The 19987-nt window shown below is 36.6% G+C and carries 18 protein-coding genes; 2 read left to right on the forward strand and 16 right to left on the reverse strand.

The features are described from left to right. Positions 1–281: 281 nt before the first annotated feature. From ACVRZD_RS07180 to cysS, 6 genes are all read right to left on the reverse strand, one after another. Positions 282–1142 (reverse strand): DegV family protein, encoded by an 861-nt coding sequence (locus ACVRZD_RS07180; RefSeq protein WP_037626490.1) that lies wholly within the window; start codon positions 1140–1142, stop codon positions 282–284. A gap of 137 nt (positions 1143–1279) precedes the next feature. Then, positions 1280–1792: an NYN domain-containing protein gene (locus ACVRZD_RS07185; RefSeq protein WP_037626488.1), complete on the reverse strand. Its 513-nt coding sequence runs from the start codon at positions 1790–1792 to the stop codon at positions 1280–1282. A gap of 9 nt (positions 1793–1801) precedes the next feature. After that, positions 1802–2551: a 23S rRNA (guanosine(2251)-2'-O)-methyltransferase RlmB gene (gene rlmB, locus ACVRZD_RS07190; RefSeq protein ID WP_037626486.1), complete on the reverse strand. Its 750-nt coding sequence runs from the start codon at positions 2549–2551 to the stop codon at positions 1802–1804. A 103-nt stretch (positions 2552–2654) separates the two neighbouring features. Then, positions 2655–3068, reverse strand: a complete 414-nt coding sequence (locus tag ACVRZD_RS07195) for a hypothetical protein (RefSeq protein WP_447450390.1) — start codon at positions 3066–3068, stop codon at positions 2655–2657. 139 nt (positions 3069–3207) lie between these two features. Then, entirely contained in the window at positions 3208–3603 is a 396-nt protein-coding gene (locus ACVRZD_RS07200; protein WP_037626482.1) for a Mini-ribonuclease 3, read from the reverse strand. Continuing rightward, a complete protein-coding gene (gene cysS / locus ACVRZD_RS07205; protein WP_037626481.1) occupies positions 3596–4939 on the reverse strand; it encodes a cysteine--tRNA ligase in 1344 nt (447 codons plus the stop codon). Before cysS ends, ACVRZD_RS07200 begins: the two co-directional genes overlap by 8 nt. 188 nt (positions 4940–5127) lie before the next feature. Between cysS and ACVRZD_RS07210 the strand changes: the two genes are divergently transcribed. Next, positions 5128–5925: a LacI family DNA-binding transcriptional regulator gene (locus ACVRZD_RS07210; RefSeq protein ID WP_037626500.1), complete on the forward strand. Its 798-nt coding sequence runs from the start codon at positions 5128–5130 to the stop codon at positions 5923–5925. Positions 5926–6215: 290 nt separating this feature from the next. Here ACVRZD_RS07210 and ACVRZD_RS07215 read toward each other — a convergent pair whose 3' ends face one another. From ACVRZD_RS07215 to ACVRZD_RS07240, 6 genes are all read right to left on the reverse strand, one after another. Then, on the reverse strand, positions 6216–7040 hold the full coding sequence (locus tag ACVRZD_RS07215; protein WP_037626480.1) for a maltodextrose utilization protein MalA: 825 nt from the start codon (positions 7038–7040) through the stop codon (positions 6216–6218). A gap of 20 nt (positions 7041–7060) precedes the next feature. After that, positions 7061–7921 (reverse strand): sugar ABC transporter permease, encoded by an 861-nt coding sequence (locus ACVRZD_RS07220; protein WP_037626479.1) that lies wholly within the window; start codon positions 7919–7921, stop codon positions 7061–7063. Continuing rightward, a complete protein-coding gene (locus ACVRZD_RS07225; protein WP_052128140.1) occupies positions 7918–9186 on the reverse strand; it encodes an ABC transporter permease subunit in 1269 nt (422 codons plus the stop codon). The genes ACVRZD_RS07220 and ACVRZD_RS07225 overlap by 4 nt, the downstream gene beginning before the upstream one ends. A gap of 113 nt (positions 9187–9299) precedes the next feature. Further along, a complete protein-coding gene (locus ACVRZD_RS07230; protein ID WP_037626475.1) occupies positions 9300–11435 on the reverse strand; it encodes an alpha-amylase family glycosyl hydrolase in 2136 nt (711 codons plus the stop codon). 21 nt (positions 11436–11456) lie between these two features. Next, positions 11457–13160 (reverse strand): glycoside hydrolase family 13 protein, encoded by a 1704-nt coding sequence (locus tag ACVRZD_RS07235; protein WP_037626474.1) that lies wholly within the window; start codon positions 13158–13160, stop codon positions 11457–11459. Between the two features lie 126 nt (positions 13161–13286). After that, positions 13287–14543: an extracellular solute-binding protein gene (locus ACVRZD_RS07240; protein ID WP_037626472.1), complete on the reverse strand. Its 1257-nt coding sequence runs from the start codon at positions 14541–14543 to the stop codon at positions 13287–13289. 260 nt (positions 14544–14803) lie between these two features. Between ACVRZD_RS07240 and ACVRZD_RS07245 the strand changes: the two genes are divergently transcribed. After that, a complete protein-coding gene (locus tag ACVRZD_RS07245; protein WP_447450391.1) occupies positions 14804–15070 on the forward strand; it encodes a transposase in 267 nt (88 codons plus the stop codon). 270 nt (positions 15071–15340) lie between these two features. On the opposite strand, the gene cysE is transcribed toward ACVRZD_RS07245, so the two are convergent. From cysE to rpsO, 4 genes are all read right to left on the reverse strand, one after another. Beyond that, positions 15341–15925, reverse strand: coding sequence for a serine O-acetyltransferase (gene cysE, locus ACVRZD_RS07250; protein ID WP_037626470.1), 585 nt, complete (start codon positions 15923–15925; stop codon positions 15341–15343). An 11-nt stretch (positions 15926–15936) separates the two neighbouring features. Then, positions 15937–16692, reverse strand: a complete 756-nt coding sequence (locus ACVRZD_RS07255) for an SseB family protein (RefSeq protein ID WP_037626468.1) — start codon at positions 16690–16692, stop codon at positions 15937–15939. Continuing rightward, positions 16685–18919 carry a polyribonucleotide nucleotidyltransferase gene (pnp, locus tag ACVRZD_RS07260; RefSeq protein ID WP_037626466.1) on the reverse strand — a complete coding sequence of 745 codons (2235 nt, stop codon included), beginning with the start codon at positions 18917–18919 and terminating at the stop codon, positions 16685–16687. The genes ACVRZD_RS07255 and pnp overlap by 8 nt, the downstream gene beginning before the upstream one ends. A 690-nt stretch (positions 18920–19609) precedes the next feature. Then, entirely contained in the window at positions 19610–19879 is a 270-nt protein-coding gene (gene rpsO, locus ACVRZD_RS07265) for a 30S ribosomal protein S15 (RefSeq protein ID WP_037626464.1), read from the reverse strand. Positions 19880–19987: the final 108 nt, after the last annotated feature.

Genomic DNA, 19987 nt, shown 5'->3' on the forward strand with positions numbered 1-19987 from the left:
CGTTGTATATTTCTACGATCAGTTAGTGTTAACTGTTTACCTTTTGGTGTATAATAGTTTTGCATCTCAGAGACCTTCCAATTGTTGTTGTGGTAGATTACAATTATATCTCTCTGAGATGTTTTTTTGATACCCTTTAAGTGGCTAACTTCATTTTAGAACTTTCATATATACCAAAAATACAAACTATTCCATCTATTTTGTCAACTATACTTGACAAAACGCTATTTTAATGACTTCAAAAAAAGATTGATGATTTCTCATCAATCTTTTTGGCAATTTTACCGTTCAAACTGTCCTATGCTAAAGATTGCTAAGGTATCTGGGCCAACGTGAGCTGCAATCACTGGTCCGATTGGCATCAGTAAGACTTCAGAAACGCTTCCTTCTTCCAAGATAATAGCTTTTAGCTCCTCAGCTTGCTGGCTGTCGCCCGTGTAGGAGATGACCAGTGGTTCATTGGCCACCTCGGCTAAAGATAAGGTCAACAACTCCCTAATAGCTTTCTTTCGACCACGTACCTTGCTGATTGGCATCAAAGCCCCTTCTGCACCGATACTTAAAATCGGTTTGATAGAGGCTAAGCTTCCTAGAATTGCAGAGCTTTTAGAGAGGCGTCCGCCTCGCATGAGGTGGTAAAGGTCATCCACTAGGAAATAAGAAGTGATACGTGGTGCTAGTGCTTCAATCATCGCCTTTGTTTCTTGCAAGCTAGTGCCACTCTTACGGGCTTCTACTGCCTTGAGGACCAAGAGTGCTTCGCCGCCCGCGGCAGCTAAGGTATCAATTATTTCAATTACCGCTTCAGGGTAATCTTCCAAAATCATATCACGCGCCATCACTGCACTTTGGTAGGTTCCTGATAAAACTGATGAAAAAGCTACATAGAGAACTGGCTCCTTAAGCTTTGCTTTTTCTCTAAAGTAAGCTTCAAAGGTTCCGACATTAATCTGGCTTGTTTTAGGTTTGGCTCCTTTTTTCATTTCCTCAAGGAGTTGATTTGAGTCCAGTGCATCCTGACCGACTGTTTGGTAAGTTTGGTCATTGAGCTCAACGGTTAAGCCTAAGATAGCTATTTGGTGAGCTGCAACCCAGTCTTGATTAAGATCTGAGGTTGAATCAGTTAGTATGGTGAAAGTCATCCGGTTCCCCTTAAAATTAATTTGATTTTCAAAGCATTGTTGCATTATTTTACCAAAAATGGTTTTGCTTGACAAGACAAATCACATGATAATTGCCTATCCTAAAAAAGAAGACACAAACTCTGGTCTTCTTACTCTTATAAATCTTCTAATAATTGTTGTAGCTTGTCCATTTGCTTGGGGTTCCAAGGGCCAAGTCTTGGTTTCTTGAGATCAATACTCTGAGACATTTTATCTAGATTTGATTTGACCGTGTTAACACGGCGCTCGAGTTCTCTAGCTGGCACTCTTAGGGCACCTTGAGAGAAAATGGTCCACTGTTCATTGAGGTCACTGGTTGCTACTTCAACCAAATTTCGAACGGTATTGAGGTCTGCCGCGGTGCGTTCAATGTAACTATCAGCTGTTTCATCTTCTTCTGTAAAAACAACTGAAATCATATATTGGTCATAGCGTTGTCGGACACCGGGTACGAACTGGGCGTCAAAAACACAGACAATCTCAATTTTCTCAAAATGGGCATAGTTGTTCAATTTATTTAACAAAATTGTCCGTGCTTGGTCTAATTGATTGGTTTTAAAGAGTTGTTTGGTCTCTTGCCAAAAAGCAATCATATTATAGCCATCGACCAACATGATTTTTCGTTTCATAGGCTAATCCTACAATTTATTTCTGTAGACTTCGTACATGAGGACAGCTGCAGCGACACCGGCATTGAGACTCTGTACATGTCCATCCATTGGAATGGTAATCATTTCATCTACTTGTTTTTTGATATTGTGAGAAACACCTTTACCTTCACTGCCAATAATCAAGACTAATTTTCCTGAGGTATTCCATTTGTGTGATGGAGTGCCATCCATATCTGTTCCAAAAATCCAATAGCCACGTTCTTTCAACTTATCAAGGGTTTGACTAAGATTGGTTACACGGGCAATCGGCATATACTGAATGGCACCTGTTGAGGTTTTGGCAACCACTGGTGTCACACCTACAGCACGGTGCTTAGGAATGATCACACCAGCAACTTTTGTGGCATCAGCTGTCCGCAAAATCGAGCCAAAATTGTGGGGGTCTGTAATCCCATCCAAAATCAGGATCAGTGGATTATCCTCTGCGTCAGCTTTGGTGATAATCTGGTCTAATTCTGCGTAAGCATATTCTGCCACACGTAAAACAAAGCCCTGATGAACAGCGCCGTCCGTCATATCAGACAAGCTTTTCTTTGGTGTCCAAGAGATTGACACTTTTTTCTCAGTTGCTAAGGCCTTAATCTTATCAACGTTTTTGCCACGTAAATCATCTTGGATGTAGAGTTTGTTTCCTGTGTTTGCTGTTAGGCTTTCAACTACGGCATGTACGCCATAGACCATATCGTTGCTTTCTTCTATTAATTGGTTATTTTTCATAGTTTCATTATAACATGAATGCAGCCGATTGGCGTTTTGACTTCCCTTTTTCTAGAAAAAAAGACCGGCCAATTTTTAACCAGTCCGTATTACTTAAGGCAAGTTAGACAAGGGGGTAACTAAAGGGAGCTGTCTCAATAACTTCTTTTCCTTTGTCATCGGAAACAGTGACCTGAATAGTGTAATTTCCCTCTTTGCTCCCCATTAAATCAAACCAAGCTGTCATCCCCTTTTGACCAGAGGCAAGAGTATAATCGATGGAACTTACAATTTGCTTATTAGCATCCAAAAGATTGATTTTAGCCTGTCCTCCTTTTTGAAAAGCCGTCCCAAGAGTAATTTGGATATCCATAATGGATGTTTTGTCACGGTAAGCATTAGTAACCATGACCTGATGAGCTGTTACTGGATTTTGGCTCGTCACAGCTGATTGTTGAGTTTCTGCAGAAACCAAAGGATTACTAGAAAATACTAATAAACCCATGCTAGCAAGCAAAGGCACACTATAAATTGCCATTTTTCTCATTTTATCCATATCGATTACTCCGTTTTCCTTAATGATTATCTCCTATTATAAAACTTTTCACCAATAAATCAATTATTTACAGTTTTTATAAAAATTGACCAAACAAAAAAAGAGAAAGGATTTTTCTCTTTTAATGACTTTCTACATAATTAATACACCAGCTAATTAATTCCTCAAGGCGTTCAGTTTGTGCCGTCATATCCAAATAGCCCATCAAGGCTTCAAAACCAGTTGACATGCGATAGGTTATGATATCAGCATTTTTAGCTTTGGTATGACTATTGGTATTGCGACCACGTTTATAGATTTCTTCTTCTTTTTGAGTCAATAGCTGCGCTTCCAAGAGAGCTGTAATCAGCATGGCTTGGGCACTAGCAGATACATAGCGAGTTGACTTGTGGTGCAACTGACTAGGTTTGGTTTGTCCTGAAAAAATCAAGTGCCGGCGGATATAATAAGAATAAACTGCGTCCCCTTCAAAAGCCAAAGCTATCCCATTAATCAAGTTGACATCGAGATTAGTCACGCGTCCACCTCACACCTTCTTTAGTATCTAACAATTTGATACCTTGTGCTGCCAATTGGTCACGAATGGCATCAGCTTTCGCAAAATCACGACTAGCACGCGCAGCCTGTCTATCGGCAATCAATGCTTCAATATCAGCATCAAGCACTTCTTCTTGGAAAACAATGCCAAAGACATCTAACATGCGCTCAAAAGCCGCCTTAACAGCACTTGTGTAATGACCTGAATTAATCCATTTGGCAAAGTCAAAGACTACAGTAATCCCATTAGCTGCGTTGAAGTCATCATCCATAGCATCTGTAAAGGCTGTGACGTAGCTTTGCAATTCTTCTACTGAAGCATCTTCTGTTAATGGTTGACCATGGGTGTTTTTTAAGTACTTCAGGTTAACTTCCGCATCATGGATGGCTTTTTCTGTGAAATTAATGGGCTTACGGTACTGTTGCGTTGCCAAGAAGAATCGCACGATTTGTCCATCTACTGTTTGAAGCATGTCGTGAACTGTCACAAAGTTCCCCAAAGATTTGGACATTTTTTCATTGTCGACATTAACAAAGCCATTATGCATCCAATAATTAGCAAAGGTGTGGCCGGTTTTAGCTTCAGACTGAGCAATTTCATTCGTGTGGTGAGGGAATTCTAAGTCAGCACCACCACCATGAATGTCGATGGTATCACCAAGAATTTCAGTCGCCATGACTGAGCATTCAATGTGCCAACCAGGTCGTCCTGATCCCCATGGACTGTCCCATGAGATTTCACCAGCTTTGGCCGATTTCCAAAGGGCAAAGTCCAATGGATTTTCCTTCAAATCAGTTTCCGCATCTGTTCGACCAGAGGCTCCAATTTCAAGATCCTCAAGGGTCTTATTAGCCAATTTACCATAGTTACTTGACTTGTCGACACGGAAGTAGACATCACCAGCAGACTGATAGGCAAAGCCCTTGTCAATTAAAGCAACCACAAACGCGATAATCTGATCCATATAGTTCATCACTCGTGGATTATGAGTCGCTGGCTTGATACCAAGTTGTTTGGTATCTTCCATAAATGCTGCAATAAATTTATCTGCTAATTCTTTTGGTGTCATATCAGCCTTTGCGGCTGCATCAATAATTTTATCATCGACATCAGTAAAATTGGAGACATAATTAACTTGGTAACCACTATATTCAAAATAACGACGAATGGTATCAAAGGCTACAGCTGAGCGCGCATTACCAATATGAATATAGTTGTAAACCGTTGGACCGCAAACATAAATAGTAACTTCTCCATCTTTTAGTGGGATAAAGTCACGCAGACTACGGGTCATGGTATCGTAAATTTTAATCATACACTGTCACTCGCTTTTTTATCAATTAGACTTATTATACCACAAAGAAGCTGTACTCCGAGAGATGAAAGAAATATAATTTGTGAAAAATAAATGGTGTCATTCACTTACTTGAGCTATTGCACTAAAATGTTACTATCTTGGGAATAATCCTTGACTTTCATTCTAATTTTGTATATAACATCATTATGAAGACTAAAGTTACTATCAAGGATATTGCACGAGAAGCCGGTGTATCTGTTGCCACTGTTTCTTATGTTTTAAATAATAGACAAGATCAAAAAATAAGCGATGAAACACGAGATAAAGTACTTCATATCAGTAACCTCCTCAATTACACCCCCAATCAAGCTGCTCGCTCCCTTGTGATGCGTCAATCCAATAGTATCGTACTATATTATAAGCAAAGTCATTCTATTTTGGTACAAGCAGAGCAAATGCATATTATTAATACTCTCTCAAGTTTCCTACACCAAAACAATTATCAATTGGTTTGTTTATCAGATAAGATGATTGAACAATTTGATTGGGCTGATGTCATTTTAACATTCGATATCAGTAACGAAAGTTTTTATAAAATCGGTCAACTAAATTTTAAACCATTGATTGCACTAAACGCACTCATTAATGATCCCTTATTTTTCCAAATTAATACAAACTATTTAGAAGCTAAGAAAAAAGCCGAGGCTTTTTTCAATCAAACAGCCTACCATGTAATCAGTCTTCCCGTTAATAACAAGCATTTACGCGAGCGACTAGTCGAGATCTTTCCCAATATCATTTTTTGCGATATTGCCAATGATCTTAATGCCTATAAAGACAAGCCAATCCTTATCCTCAATAATTCCCTAGATCAGTTTTTTAATGACCACCCCAATAAGTACTATCTTGATTCTCTTGACTTTGCAAAATGTGATCTACTCCTTCAAGCCATCAAATGGGCTAAAAATCGTAAACTCGATAAAAATCATAACCTCCTCATCTAAAAGATACCACAAAAAAATCAATTGCTCTTAATTAGTCAATTGATTTTTTTACTCTTGCAATAAATATTGCTTATAACATTTTGAACAATTGTTCGAATCACATCATTATTTATTATTCGACAGTTATCATTTTTATAGTCTTATATTTGATCAGCAATGGTTGGATAAGCTCTAATATGTTGATACATCAACTGCCTCAACCCTCCACAAGTTTGCGGAGGAATGCTAGCAAAATCAAATAGCCACAAAATCACTGTTTTTTCGTCCTACTCTTTTTACTCATCAAAAATTTATGATAGCTCATCTCTAAAGCGTGTTTTAGAAAAAACCCAAGTAAGCATCAATAACGTTCCAAATGCTTGACAATTCATTAGCAAAACAGGATTATGAACAAAAATACTTAACAAAGTTGCTAGTAGAGTTGGTAAAGCATAACAGTTCACCATCACTCCAAAACTTTCTGAAGTACTTCTTATTGAAAATAAGTTAGACTTTTTAGTAAGTGTTAAAAATAACGTCCCTAATCCAATAATGACCAAATTTCCCGAAGTAATGACCAAACCAAATACCAACAAAAGGTAGGATAGTAAACTCGATTTATTCCCTAAAAACCACTGTTGATTAACAAATTCTCTGACACTCTCTCTATCCTTAAGGCTTTCTAAAGAGAATTTCTTGCCCTTTACAGGGGAAGATAATACTTTGTCTCCGTGAGTAACAAAGTACCATGTATCTCTTGTTAGAATAATATGGTTTAATTTACTTCGTTTTAATTGACGACGTTGCTCTATTGTTGGCAAAACAGCAATAGCAACCTTCCCATCTCTAATAACTATCGATTTACCAGAGTAAGTGTTATCATCAATAGTTCCTTGTCTCAAGGAAACTGAAGTTTTTTGAGTAATCGGAGATAAACTCTCTTTGACAATCAACTCCAACGGGTAAGTTTTTAAATTAGCATAATGAATAGTAACCGGAACCATAATTAATGAATTTAGGAAAATAGTAAGAAATAGGTTTTGCCACCACTTAAAACGATTGCGGTTAGCAAAAATTGATTTAGGAGTAAAGCAATTTTGAAGGTATTCAATAAGCATTGGTTTTCGAAAATTCATTAATTAGACTCCTTGTTAGTCTATCCTTTTGTTCCTCCGTTTGTTAATCCAGAAACAAAGTTCTTCTGCAAGAAGAAAAAGAGTAGTGAAATTGGGATAGCAATAAGAATAGCACCTGCCGCAAACAAAGTTACTTTAGGATTTCTCGCATCATTAGTAATAAATGACTGTAAACCGACAGCAACCGTATAGTTTTCCTGTGTACGCAACAAAAATTTGGCAAGCATGAAATCACCAAACGGTCCCATAAATGCCCACAAAGCTTGAACTGCTATCATTGGTCGTACAAGTGGAAGAACAATTTTAGAGAACCTTACAAGATGGCCTGCACCATCTAGGCGCGCAGACTCATCTAAATCATACGGAACCGTATCAAAATAGCCCTTCATCAGCCAAGTATTCATAGGAACTCCTCCACCAACATAAATCAGAATTAAAAACCAATAATGATTTAATGCATTGAATAACCAAGCCATAACAAAGTATGCTGTTAGCGCAGCCATGGTAGGAACCATTTGAACAACCAAGAAAAAAGGCAAACTACTGCGTCGTCCTAGAAAATTATAGCGACTATATGCATATCCTGTCAAGGTAACAACTGTCACTTGAATCAACATAGTGAAAAAGGCAACCACTAATGTATTCCAATACCAATGAAAATATAATGTGTCATTAAATAACGTTTTAAAATTAGCTAAAGTCCACGACTCATTAAATGTCAAACTAAAAGCAGTTGCATTTCCAGGCCTGAATGCCGAGCTAACGGTAACCAATATAGGGAAAAGTATAACAACGGATAACGATAGCAGATAAAAATAAGTCATTATTTGCAATACGAAACGTTTTCGTTTTATAGATCCGCTTCTAAAAAGTTGCCTCATTGCCTATCCTCCATATCAAATACCTTAAATTTATTAAAAGTCACTAATGAAACTGAAATTACAATCAATGAAATAATCAAAGTAACCGCTGAAGCCAGTGAAAATTGTGGTGAAGTTTGCGTGGTCAATTTGTAAATCCATGAAATTAATATATCTGTTGTTCCAGCTCCACCGCCAACAGATCCCGGCCCTCCATTGTTAAAGAGATAAATAATGGAAAAGTTATTAAAGTTAAAGGTATATTGTGAAATTAAGGTTGGTGCGGCTACTGCAAAAATCATTGGTAAAGTAACATGACGGAACTTCTGTAAAGTAGTCGCTCCATCAACAGTCGCAGCCTCATATAAATCTGACGGTATCGATTGTAAAATCCCTGATACAAGAATATAAATATAAGGAAATCCCAACCACCCCTGAACCATAATAACTGCAACTTTTGTCCAGAACGGATCAGTTTTCCACGGAATAAGGCCAAATTCAAAAAAGGGAAAGAGTTTCTCAATAAATGGTAAAACCTGAACGTTCATCGCTCCGATAGAGTCGTTAAAAAAGTTGCCAAAACTCATAATTGAAATAAAAGCAGGTACAGCCCAAGGCAATAAGAAAATAACTCCAAATAGACGTTTACCTTTAATAAATGGTTGATTAGCTATGACTGCTGTGGTAATCCCAAGGATAATCTGTAAACTAGTGGCTAATAGTGTCCAAATAATTGTCCATGATAATACAGATGAAAACGCAACCTTAAAAGTACTCAATTCTAAAATATTAAGAAAGTTTTTCCACCCCACCCAATCTAAAAGCCGATACGGAGGAATATGCCTAAAATCATAATTTGTAAAAGCAATTAATAAAGTGACTAGTACAGGAAAAACAATTGTAAAAGCCATAACCAAATAAGCAGGCACAATGAGTAAATAAGGGAAGCCTTTTTCGTAAGCAATCTTAACTAAATCTTCTATACTTTTACGAACAACCTTCCCTTTATTGAATTCTTGAGCAACAATTCTAGCATCTCTCATTGCAATTAAATGGAAAAGAGCAAATATTGCAAATACTATTAATTGCATCGCTCCCTTAATGAGTAGAAATAAGGAATGATCGATCATTGGTCTACTACCCAAGCTAACCAATCCAACTAAAGCTGGAAGTCCAAAGGCAAAAATTTCACAGACTTCAATAAAAAATATACCTAGCAAGATCAAACCTTTAGCTGTTTGCCGATTATAAAATTGACCTAATCCTGGGATAATTGATAACCACATTGCTATATTAGGATTTCGTCCCTTCTCTTTATCTATAGATTTCACTTTCAACTCCTCTTCCCATAAATAATTATGTAATCCTAACTAATAACAACTGGCCAACTATCTAAAATTTATTTTTTGACTGCAATCGTTTCTGCCTTATCTCCAGTATGAATAATATAGTCTTCAGGACTCGTCCATAATACATTACCATTTTTGTCTTTTTTTACAAGTTTTAATTTTATATCCGTATGACTAGGTAAATTAACATCAAAGAACCAGTTAGGATAATTAGCAACTGACTTAGTGTTATTGAACAATGGTCCAACTGCATTTCTATGATCATTTCCACCTAATTCAAACACATCTCCTAAAAGATACAATTGTTCGCCGTGATCTGTTTTGAAATTGTTTACCATTAAACGAACAGGAATCTGTTTGCCTGTAAGTACCTCAAAAGCTTCGTATGCATTACTATTTTGATAATCAGCAGCAATCACTGAAATATTATAATAACCAGCAGTTACTAATGGTATTTTAATAGTTATCATTGTATCCGACCAGGACAACACTTCCGCATCTACGTTACCAAATTTAACAGTTCCATTGCTATCTCCAAAACCTTGACCAACTAAGGTCAGTTTATTTCCTGCAATCCCCATTGAGGGATCAACATCTCCTAATAGTGGAGCTTTGCTCACTTTTGTTGAAGTCCAAACGGATACACCACCAGGTTGCAAGGTAAATGTTTTTACAGTTCCATTAGATGAAACAGAAATATCATTTCCTTTCATCATCTGCTCTAATTGATCAGCATAATCTCCCGCACCCAGTGTAGTCTTAACATTTTCAATTGTAAAACTGCTCGTTTTACTTCTATTAATTGCTACCAAGACAACATTATCACCAAATTTTCTTTCAAAGACTAAGACATCATTATTAATCCACCGCTGTTCGGTTGTGCCATAAGCTAAGGCAAGGTTTTCTTTTCTTAGAGGGGCTAATTTTGAAATAATTTGATAGGCTTCTGAGTCCTTATTAAAATCAGGCATATCTCCACGATTTTCTGGATCTTTGTTCCCTCTTGCATACTGTTCTGAGCCGTAATAAATATTTGGAACACCTCTTGAGGTCAATAGCAAAGCATAAGCTTGATTAATAGCAGATTTATCGTTTGATACTATTGATGCAAACCGTTCCATATCATGATTATCAATAAACGTTACTTGATCAGTCACCTCATTGGTAACCTTATCTCTGTTTTCAAGAACTTTGTAAAAATCGCTCATTGTGAATGTTGCAGATTTCGTATATAAATTTCTAACAGCATTAGCAAATCGGAAATCCAAAAGCCCCATTCCACTATTATTCGCAAAAGTTGTCATATCAAATTCATCATCTGTATGTCCTGAAAACCACTCACCAAATGTAAAAATATTATGTTTTTCATAAATATGACTTAACCAATTCTTTTGCCAACCTTGAGACATATGTTTAACAGCATCGACACGAATTCCATCAATACCCATATCTAACCATTTATCAATAGCTTCCTTCATATAACTATCAACTGTTGGATTGATATTATTAAGATCTGCTAAGCCATACAATGAATGATAAATGGAGTTTTCATAAGTAGTAAAATCCGTCCAGGATTCATGATTAAAAATCTTTTGACTATCTTTCGTAAATGAGCCAACTAATTCTCCATCCTTATACAAAGCACCATCCTCAGGAAATACCATACCTTCTTTTTCAGCTGTCGAAGTATGGTTGGGCGCAAAATCAATAACCACCTTAATATTGTGATCATGGGCTACTTTTATTAACTGTATAAACTCTGCTTCTGTCCCAAAATGTTTATTGGTTCTAAAGAAATCTTTGCCCCAATAACCATGATAAGCTGCACTTTCATTTGATGGATCAATCCTATCACTATTTTCAACAGGTGAAGAAATCCAAATAGCTGATACTCCCATTCCTGTAAGATAACCATCTTGAATTTTTTTAATAATCCCCTGCCAGTCACCACCATGATACTTTTTAGGATCATGTTTATCAAAAACTTCAGATATCACATTATTTGTAACATCACCATCATGAAAACGATCGGTAACGATTTGATAAACCGTATCAGTTGAAAAATCTGCCTTATTTGTAACAAGAGTATTTTCTGTAGCTAATACTGTTGTTGCTCCGCAAATAATTGTCAATATAAGAGCGCATGTAGTTAACCATCTACAAAGTTTTAGATTAAGTTTGCTCATCACTCACTCCTTTACTATAGGTTAGTATTCAACAACTACATAACCATTTGGCAATAATTGGTAGTGTTTACAATCAACTTTATTTCCTACCAAGATTTGTCCTCTATCTTTAATATTAATAGCATCTTGACCATTATTAATATATAAAACAACTGACCTATCGTTTAAGACTCTCTTGATTATTAAACAGTCAGCAAGAGTATCAAAAATAATCCTACCTTCTTGGATAATCTCTAGACGACGAAGCCCGATAATCTGTTTGACACTTTCTAAGAATTGATCATCTCTCTTTGCCTCATTCCAATCGAATCCTCGTCTAGAATCTGGATCGTACCCGCCAGTCATAGCCAACTCAGTTCCATAATAAATACAAGGAATGCCTACAAAGACAAACTGTAAAGCTAAGGCTGCTAATAATTTGTCCTTATTTTGATTCACTTGCGTAAAAAAACGGTGGGTATCATGCGAATCTAATAAATTTAAATTCATAGCATTCACTTGCCAAGTATTTCTCATCACAATATGACTTAATTTTTCTGCAAAACGCTTTGAGTCAACTGTTTCATAGGCAAAATAATCTAGACATGCCTTTGTAAAGGCATAGTTCATTATGCCATCATATTGATCCCCTTTTAAATAGGGCCATGCATCGTGCCAGTTTTCTCCTATCAAGATGACATCTGATTTAACAGCTTTAATAGCTTTGCGGAAACGACGCCAGAAATCATGAGAAATTTCATCTGAAACATCCAGTCTCCAACCATCAATATCAAACTCAGTAACCCAATATTTTCCAATTTGAATCAAATAATCCTGAACTGCTGGCTGCGAGGTATTCCACTTAGGCATATTACTACAATCAGCAAAGGTTTCATAATTTTTCAAATCTATCGTCGGAAAATCATCATAAATGATAAACCAATCATAATAAATTGAATCTTTCCCATTTTTTATAACATCTTGAAATTCATCCGATGTACTACTTGCATGGTTAAATACTGCATCTAGAATAACCTTAATTCCCTTTTGATGAGCTTGCTTGATTAAATTGTGTAGGTCAAACTTATCTCCAAAATGTGGATCAATCGCATAATAATCGCTAATATCATATTTATGGTTACTTGCAGATTTAAAAATCGGAGTAAGGTAAATTACATTGATACCTAGATTATCAAGATAATCTAATTTTTCTGAAATACCTTTCAAATCTCCACCAGCAAAACTTTCTGGGGTAGGCTTATCCAACCAATTCATATTGATATAAGAGTCATCTTTTCTAAAATCCCCACGATTAAAACGATCGACAAATATTTGATAAAAAACTGCTGTCTTCGTCCAGGGTATAATATGATGGATATCAGCGGCATTGATATATGGCATCTGGAAAAAGTTATAAAAACCATGAGTAAAATCATAAGTTTCTGTAAGTCCATCTTCACTAAAATAGTAGATCTTCCCACATTCTTCAATTTTAAAAATGTAAGCAAGGCGAACATCTTCAAGCTTTAATTTAGTCTCATAATAGGCATGTGTATGATCAATAAATGCCAATGACATTTCTGTCTCTTCTTGGTATTCATGATAATGAAATTTTGGCCCATAAACCAATGTTACGCTAATATTCGTATCTTCCTTAGCTACACGTAATCGGATGACAAGTTCCTTTTCAGATATTGCAAAACAATACCTCGAATCAGTAACATGTAGCATTCCAGCACTATTCATTCTTTCCTCCACTATTTGACAACTTAAATGACTTTTGACTGTTGTCCTTCCATTACTTACAAAAAAATTCTATTAATTAACTTAAAATTACAAGACAAGTACGTCAAGATTCTATTATAAAATTTGTCAGTCTTGATACTTTTGTCGAATCGCTTCTTTAATTTCATTGGTCGCTTGTTTTACTGCTTTATTAGGCTCTTGTTTTCCAGAAGCAACATTAAAGAACAAATTAGCTCCTGGATTCCATACCTCAGCCATTTCTGGAATATTAGGCATAGGTTGAGCACTACTAAATTGACTTATAACTGCTTTTGTTAGATCATTACCTTGACTTAAAACCTGTTCTCTTGCTTTTAAGTTAGCAGGAATCTCTTGAGTCTTATCATAAAAAAGTTTCTGGTTTGTTTCATTTGTCACATAATCAAGGAATTTTTGTGCATTTGACTTCGATTTAGAATAGTTAGAAATAACCCATGCTTTTCCACCAGCAAATGGTTGGTATTTCTTCCCATTAGGTAACGTCGGGATAGCTGTTACACCAAAATTAATCCCAGAAGCTTTGAAGGAGCTTGCAGCCCACGGCCCATCAATGATGACACCTGCTTTTTTAGAAGCAAATTGTTCTGTTATAAAATCTCCAGCTTTTTTGGAATCTTGCATCCCTTGTGGCCATACATTATACCAACTTTTTGCATAAGTTAGTGCCTTGACTACACCATCATTTCCAATTCCTAAGTCACTAGCTTTTGTCCCGTTGTCACCAAATACATAGCCTCCATAACCAGCTATTAAACCATAACCATAATAAAAATCAGTCCATTTAGCTAAAAATCCAACTGATTTTCCCGGTTCAGAAGGAAATGAAAATTTAGTGTCTTTTTGTAACTCCTCAAGTTCCGAAAAAGTTTTAGGAGGATTAGAAACTAAATCCTTATTATAATAGGCAACAAGTGTCTCAATAACATTTGGCGCACCATATGTTTTACCCTTAATTGTTACGAGATTTTTTACTGTACTATCATAGTCCTTACTATTTCCTAGTTTAACTTCAGCAATCTGCCCTTCAGTTCCTAGCCCACCAACACGATCATATGGTGCCAAAAATACGTCAGGTGAAGCACCAGTTGGCCCATCGGTTGATAATTTATCAAGTGTATCAATCATGCCTTCTTTTTTTACAGTAATTGAAACATTATTTTTCTTTTCAAAATTTGCTTTAATACTGTTAATGTAGTCGGCATAATTCTCATCAACAGAAACAGTTAGCTTGTTGCCCCCATCTTGCTTAGCCGATTTTGAACTATCACTGCAAGCTGATAAAATTCCCAACGAAGCTAAAGCTACCGTTCCACAAACAGATAATCTTTTAAAACGCCATGTCATTGTAGTATCCTCCTTAAAATAGTCACCAGAACCTTTCTGTGGCTTAGTAACTTCCTAAAATTCTAAATAAAGGTTAATCATATTGAAAAATCGATCAACTTAAACGTTTAAGTTAATTTTATAGGAATCGCTTACAGTTGTCAATAGTTTTTTTGAATTTCTCAATTTCTATCAATAAATTCCTAATTTTTTCTGAGGAATTGAAATACCACTATGACCTATACTCTTTCATTTTCAAGAGAAGCAAGCTGACCCTTTCTTTGAACTTATCACAGATCATATTAATACCGTCTGCCCTAGATTTACATCAATCAGTCTTTCGGACTTTTCTTAAGGTAAAAGACAAGATAATAAATACTATGGAACTTCCTTACTCTAATGCCAAGCTAGAAGCTACTAACAATCTTATTAAAGTTATTAAGCGTAATGCTTTTGGATTTCGGAACTTTGAAAACTTTAAAACAGGTATTTTGATTGCTTTGAACATCAAAAAGGAGAGTATCAAGTTGATACTCTCCAGAACTTAGCTTTTCAGCTACCCACTACAGTTGACAAGGAGCCGAAATTTACTTTCGTCCTTTACATTTTATACCTATATTTGAGTATAATATCTTATACTTACTTTGACAAACTGCAGAGAATATTTGTTGAGCTTTTTATTACTATTCGGGTATTCACCCTAATTACCCATCTACTTTTGGGCACCTAATAGTTACTAGAAGTAACAAGACAACAGAGATTACCGAAGTCTATACAATCATATTTTTGTAATCAAATCCTTTTTGTCTATAAATAGCTCACAGCTTTGATGAATAATAAGATTCTTCACGTTTATGTTCAATTGTTTTTATTTGTACTTCATCTTTTTCTCCGTGGACACGAACCACTTTAGCAGGTACACCTACTACCGTTACATCTCCTGGAACATCAGATAAGACAACAGCTGCCGCACCAACTTTGGCATTTTCACCAACTTCGATTGGACCAATGACTTGTGAGTGCGCAGAGATAAGCGCCCCTTTTCGGATCGTCGGGTGACGTTTCCCTTTATCCTTACCAGTCCCACCTAAAGTGACGCCATGATAAAGCATAACCCCTTCTTCTACAATAGCTGTCTCGCCAATTACTAAACCCGAACCATGATCAATGAAAACCCCAGGTGCAATCGATGCTCCTGGATGAATTTCAATCCCTGTCCAAAATCGCCAACTTTGACTGTGCATTCTTGCTAATAGTTTTAAATTTTTCTGCCACATCCAATGTGATAATTGGTGGGCAGCCAAAGCTTTTAAACCAGGATAAGTTAAGATAATTTCAAGAGAACTACGTGCTGCTGGGTCTTTTTCTTTAATAATATCAATACTTTTTTTCCACCAGCCCATGTAAACTCCTTTTACTGTTCAATATCAGTCCAATTGAGTAAAATCTGTTGATCGTCAAATGGATTAATAGCTACCCCTACAGTTTGATCAATGTCATTGTCACCATTACGTGGCTGATAAATATCTTCAATCTTCCAGGTCAAAATGACACCATGACTCTTACGAAAGGCACCACCAAAATCTTCTTGATTATACCACTTGGCAAAACTTTCTAAGTTTGAAAAAGCAGGAATATATGATTTCCCCTCAGGCGTTGCCATTGTTGGAAATAGGCGATCAAATACATTATCTTCACGTGGTAAAACAAAAGCAGGAACAAGATATAACTTATCCATTGTATCTGCTTCCTGGTTCTCATCTCCCATAAGTGCATTGAGAATTCCAGTATAATCATTTAAGAAACGAATCAAATCACTACTTTTAAAAATAGTTGAATTACCAAAATCACCTTTTTTCTTTAGATTAAAGACTAAGCCCGAAACACCTGCTTTAATCACTTCCTCAAGGACTGCGATGGCCGAACGCTCAAGCCAATAATGGCTTTGTGCGCTCTCTTGATCTTCCTTAAAAAGTGCCATATCATCTTTATCAGTAAATACCGGTGTGACAACCTGACTATCGACTTCGATAGCATATGGTTCTTTGGTTGCCCAAACCGGAAAATGATGTAATGCATTAACCAGACCAACTCCGTCTAAAAAGTTATCCGGTGCATTGATAAAGGCTCGCAAGCGAATATCTAACTCATTGATAGTATTATTAGTCATGTTTTTCTTCTTTATTTGTTTCTATTTTTTTATCAGCATGATGAGGTTTACGTCCCTGGTGTTTGAAACCTTGGTGCTTTTCTTTTGGCTTATCAGCTGACGCTTCCTCTTCAGTTTTTTCAGATTTTGGTGGTCTTGGAAGGAGGGCTTTCATTGACGCGTCAACACGCCCTTTCTCATCTATCTTAATAACCTTAACATCAACTTCTTCACCCAACTCTAGGACATCTGATATATTAGCTGTACGAGTCCAAGCAATTTCTGAAATATGAACAAGGGCATCTGTTTTATCAAATAAGTTAACAAAGGCACCAAATTTTTCAATACGAACAACTTTAGCATGGTATACTTCACCAACTTTAGCTTCGCGAACTAAGCTAGCAATAATGTCTTTGGTACGGTTAATAGCAGCTTGGTCACTTGAAAAGATTTGAACTGTTCCTTCATCATCAATATCAATCTTAACACCTGTTTCAGCAATAATCTTATCAATCGTTTCGCCACCTTTACCAATGACAATTTTGATTTTATCAACATCAATTTTGATAGTATCAATTTTTGGTGCAGTTGGTGCTAATTCTGGACGAGGCTCAGCAATTGTTTCTTGGATTACATCTAAGATTTCAAAACGTGCTTTTTTAGCTTGTGCTAAAGCTTCTTCAAGAATTTGTGGTGTAATTCCTTCAATCTTAATATCCATTTGTAGAGCAGTGATACCGTCACGTGTCCCCGCAACCTTGAAGTCCATGTCGCCAAAGTGATCTTCTAAACCTTGGATATCTGTTAGGACAGTGTAATTTGTTCCATCTGAGATAAGACCCATGGCAATACCTGCAACTGGTGCTTTAATTGGCACACCACCAGCCATAAGGGCAAGTGTTCCCGCACAGATTGATGCTTGTGAAGATGACCCATTTGACTCTAAGACTTCCGCAACTAAACGAATAGCATATGGAAATTCTTCTAAACTTGGAAGAACTTGTTCAAGCGCACGTTCACCTAAAGCACCATGACCAATTTCACGACGTCCAGCTGCTCCGTAACGACCAGTTTCCCCAACTGAATATTGTGGGAAATTGTAGTGGTGTAGGAACCGTTTTTTGTATTCAACATCTAAGCCATCGATGATTTGTGTTTCACCCATTGGTGCTAGTGTTAAAACTGACAAAGCTTGAGTTTGTCCACGTGTAAACAAACCTGAACCATGTACTTTTGGAAGAAAATCAATTTGAGCATCCAAGGGACGGATTTCATCAATCTTACGACCATCAGGACGAACTTTATCTTCAGTGATTAAACGACGCACTTCTGCGTGTTCCATTTGTTCAAGGATTTCAGCCACATCACGCATGATTGTTGCCAAGTTTTCATCTTCAGCAAATTTAGCTTCATAATCAGCCTTAACGACTTCTTTAACAGCCTCAGTTGCTGCTTCACGGGCCTTTTTCTCTTCAACTTGAACTGCTTTTTGAAGGTCTGCATTGTATTTGGCAATAATTTCAGCTTGTAAGTCAGCATTGACTTGTAAGAGTTCAACTTCTGCTTTTTCTTTACCAACTGCCGCGACAATTTCTTCTTGGAAAGCAATCAATTCTTGGATAGCTTTATGACCACGAAGCAAAGCTTCAAGCATGATATCTTCAGATAATTCTTTAGCTCCAGACTCAACCATGTTGATAGCTTCTTTACTACCAGCAACCGTTAATTCTAATAGCGAAGCTTCAAGCTGTGCTTTATCTGGGTTGATGATATATTCGCCATCAATGTAACCAACTTGTACACCAGCAATTGGGCCGTTGAATGGGATATCTGAAATAGATAGTGCTAATGATGACCCAAACATTGCTGCCATAGGGGCGCTAGCATTTTCATCAAAAGAAAGAACGGTGTTAATGACTTGGATTTCATTTCTGAAGCCTTCCGCAAACATTGGACGGATTGGGCGGTCAATCAGGCGAGCCGTTAAGGTAGCATCCGTTGAAGGACGGCCTTCACGTTTCATAAAGCCACCTGGGAATTTTCCTGCAGCATACATTTTTTCTTCATAATTGACTTGGAGTGGGAAGAAATCACCTGTTGCCATTTTCTTAGACATAACAGCAGCTGTTAAAACAGTTGAGTCACCATAACGGACAACAGTTGCACCATTGGCTTGCTTTGCGACTTGTCCAACTTCAACAACAAGCGGTTTACCAGCAAATGTTGTTGTAAATGTTTGTTTTGACATAAAATACGTTACCTAAAGCAGATTTTATAAGACAAAATCTACTTCATCCCTTTCAAAAATATCTTGTTTTTGTCTACGTTGTTCTGCTACAAAAAGCAACAGATAATAGCTTATCTACTCCTCTTTGTATCAAACGACGTATCTGGTTCATTTTACCACAAATTAAGAAAAATTTCATGACCTTTGAGGCTACTCTAAGAAGATTTTTAAAACCTTTTCACAACTAAAAGAAGCTTAATGTCTTATGCAATTATTTCAGAAAATAGAGACAAACAGTTTCTGAAAGGATAATAATAAAAGAATCTTTTATTATTATCCTGAATTATTACAGTTATCACACAACAAAGCAACAACTCTATGTGTTCCAAAAACCATTGCTCTTCTAATTGAGCCATGTCCACACAAGGCAAAAACAAAGTATACATACATTGCTAAATCTAAAATAACAAGCAACAAAAAAGACTCCATCTCTGAAGACTTTCCCTATTTTTCTAACTAAAATTTCTTGCTAACAAGGCAGAGGAGCGATGATAATACCCAAGTATACCAAGACAACAAAAAAAGACTTCCAAATGGAAGTCTCTAGTATTTTAGTTTATAAAAGCATTTCTGACAATGAAAGTGATTGAAGATAGAACTTGAGCTCATCAAGATAACTTGAAGCAGTCAGAAAAGCTTTTAAAACTAAAATTAACGACGAAGACCTAAAGATTGAATAAGCTCACGGTAACGGTTAACATCTGTACGACGTAGGTAAGCTAATAGGTTACGACGGTGACCAATTTTTTTCATCAAACCACGGTATGTTGCATGGTCTTTTTTATGTTCTTTGATGTGATCGTTCAAGTGGTTGATTTCCCAAGTAAGTACTGCTACTTGAACTTCAACTGATCCAGTATCGCCTTCATGACGTGCATATTGAGCGATGATTTCATTTTTTTTCTCTTTTGAGATTGCCATAATAATGTCTCCTTTTTTTGCTTAATCCGAGTCCTAGGATTGGCACTCCTAAAACCAAGAAAAAGTTGGTGTGTCTTTACGACCATTCTATTTTAGCAGAATCGCTGA

The organism is Streptococcus hongkongensis (genome assembly GCF_053206145.1).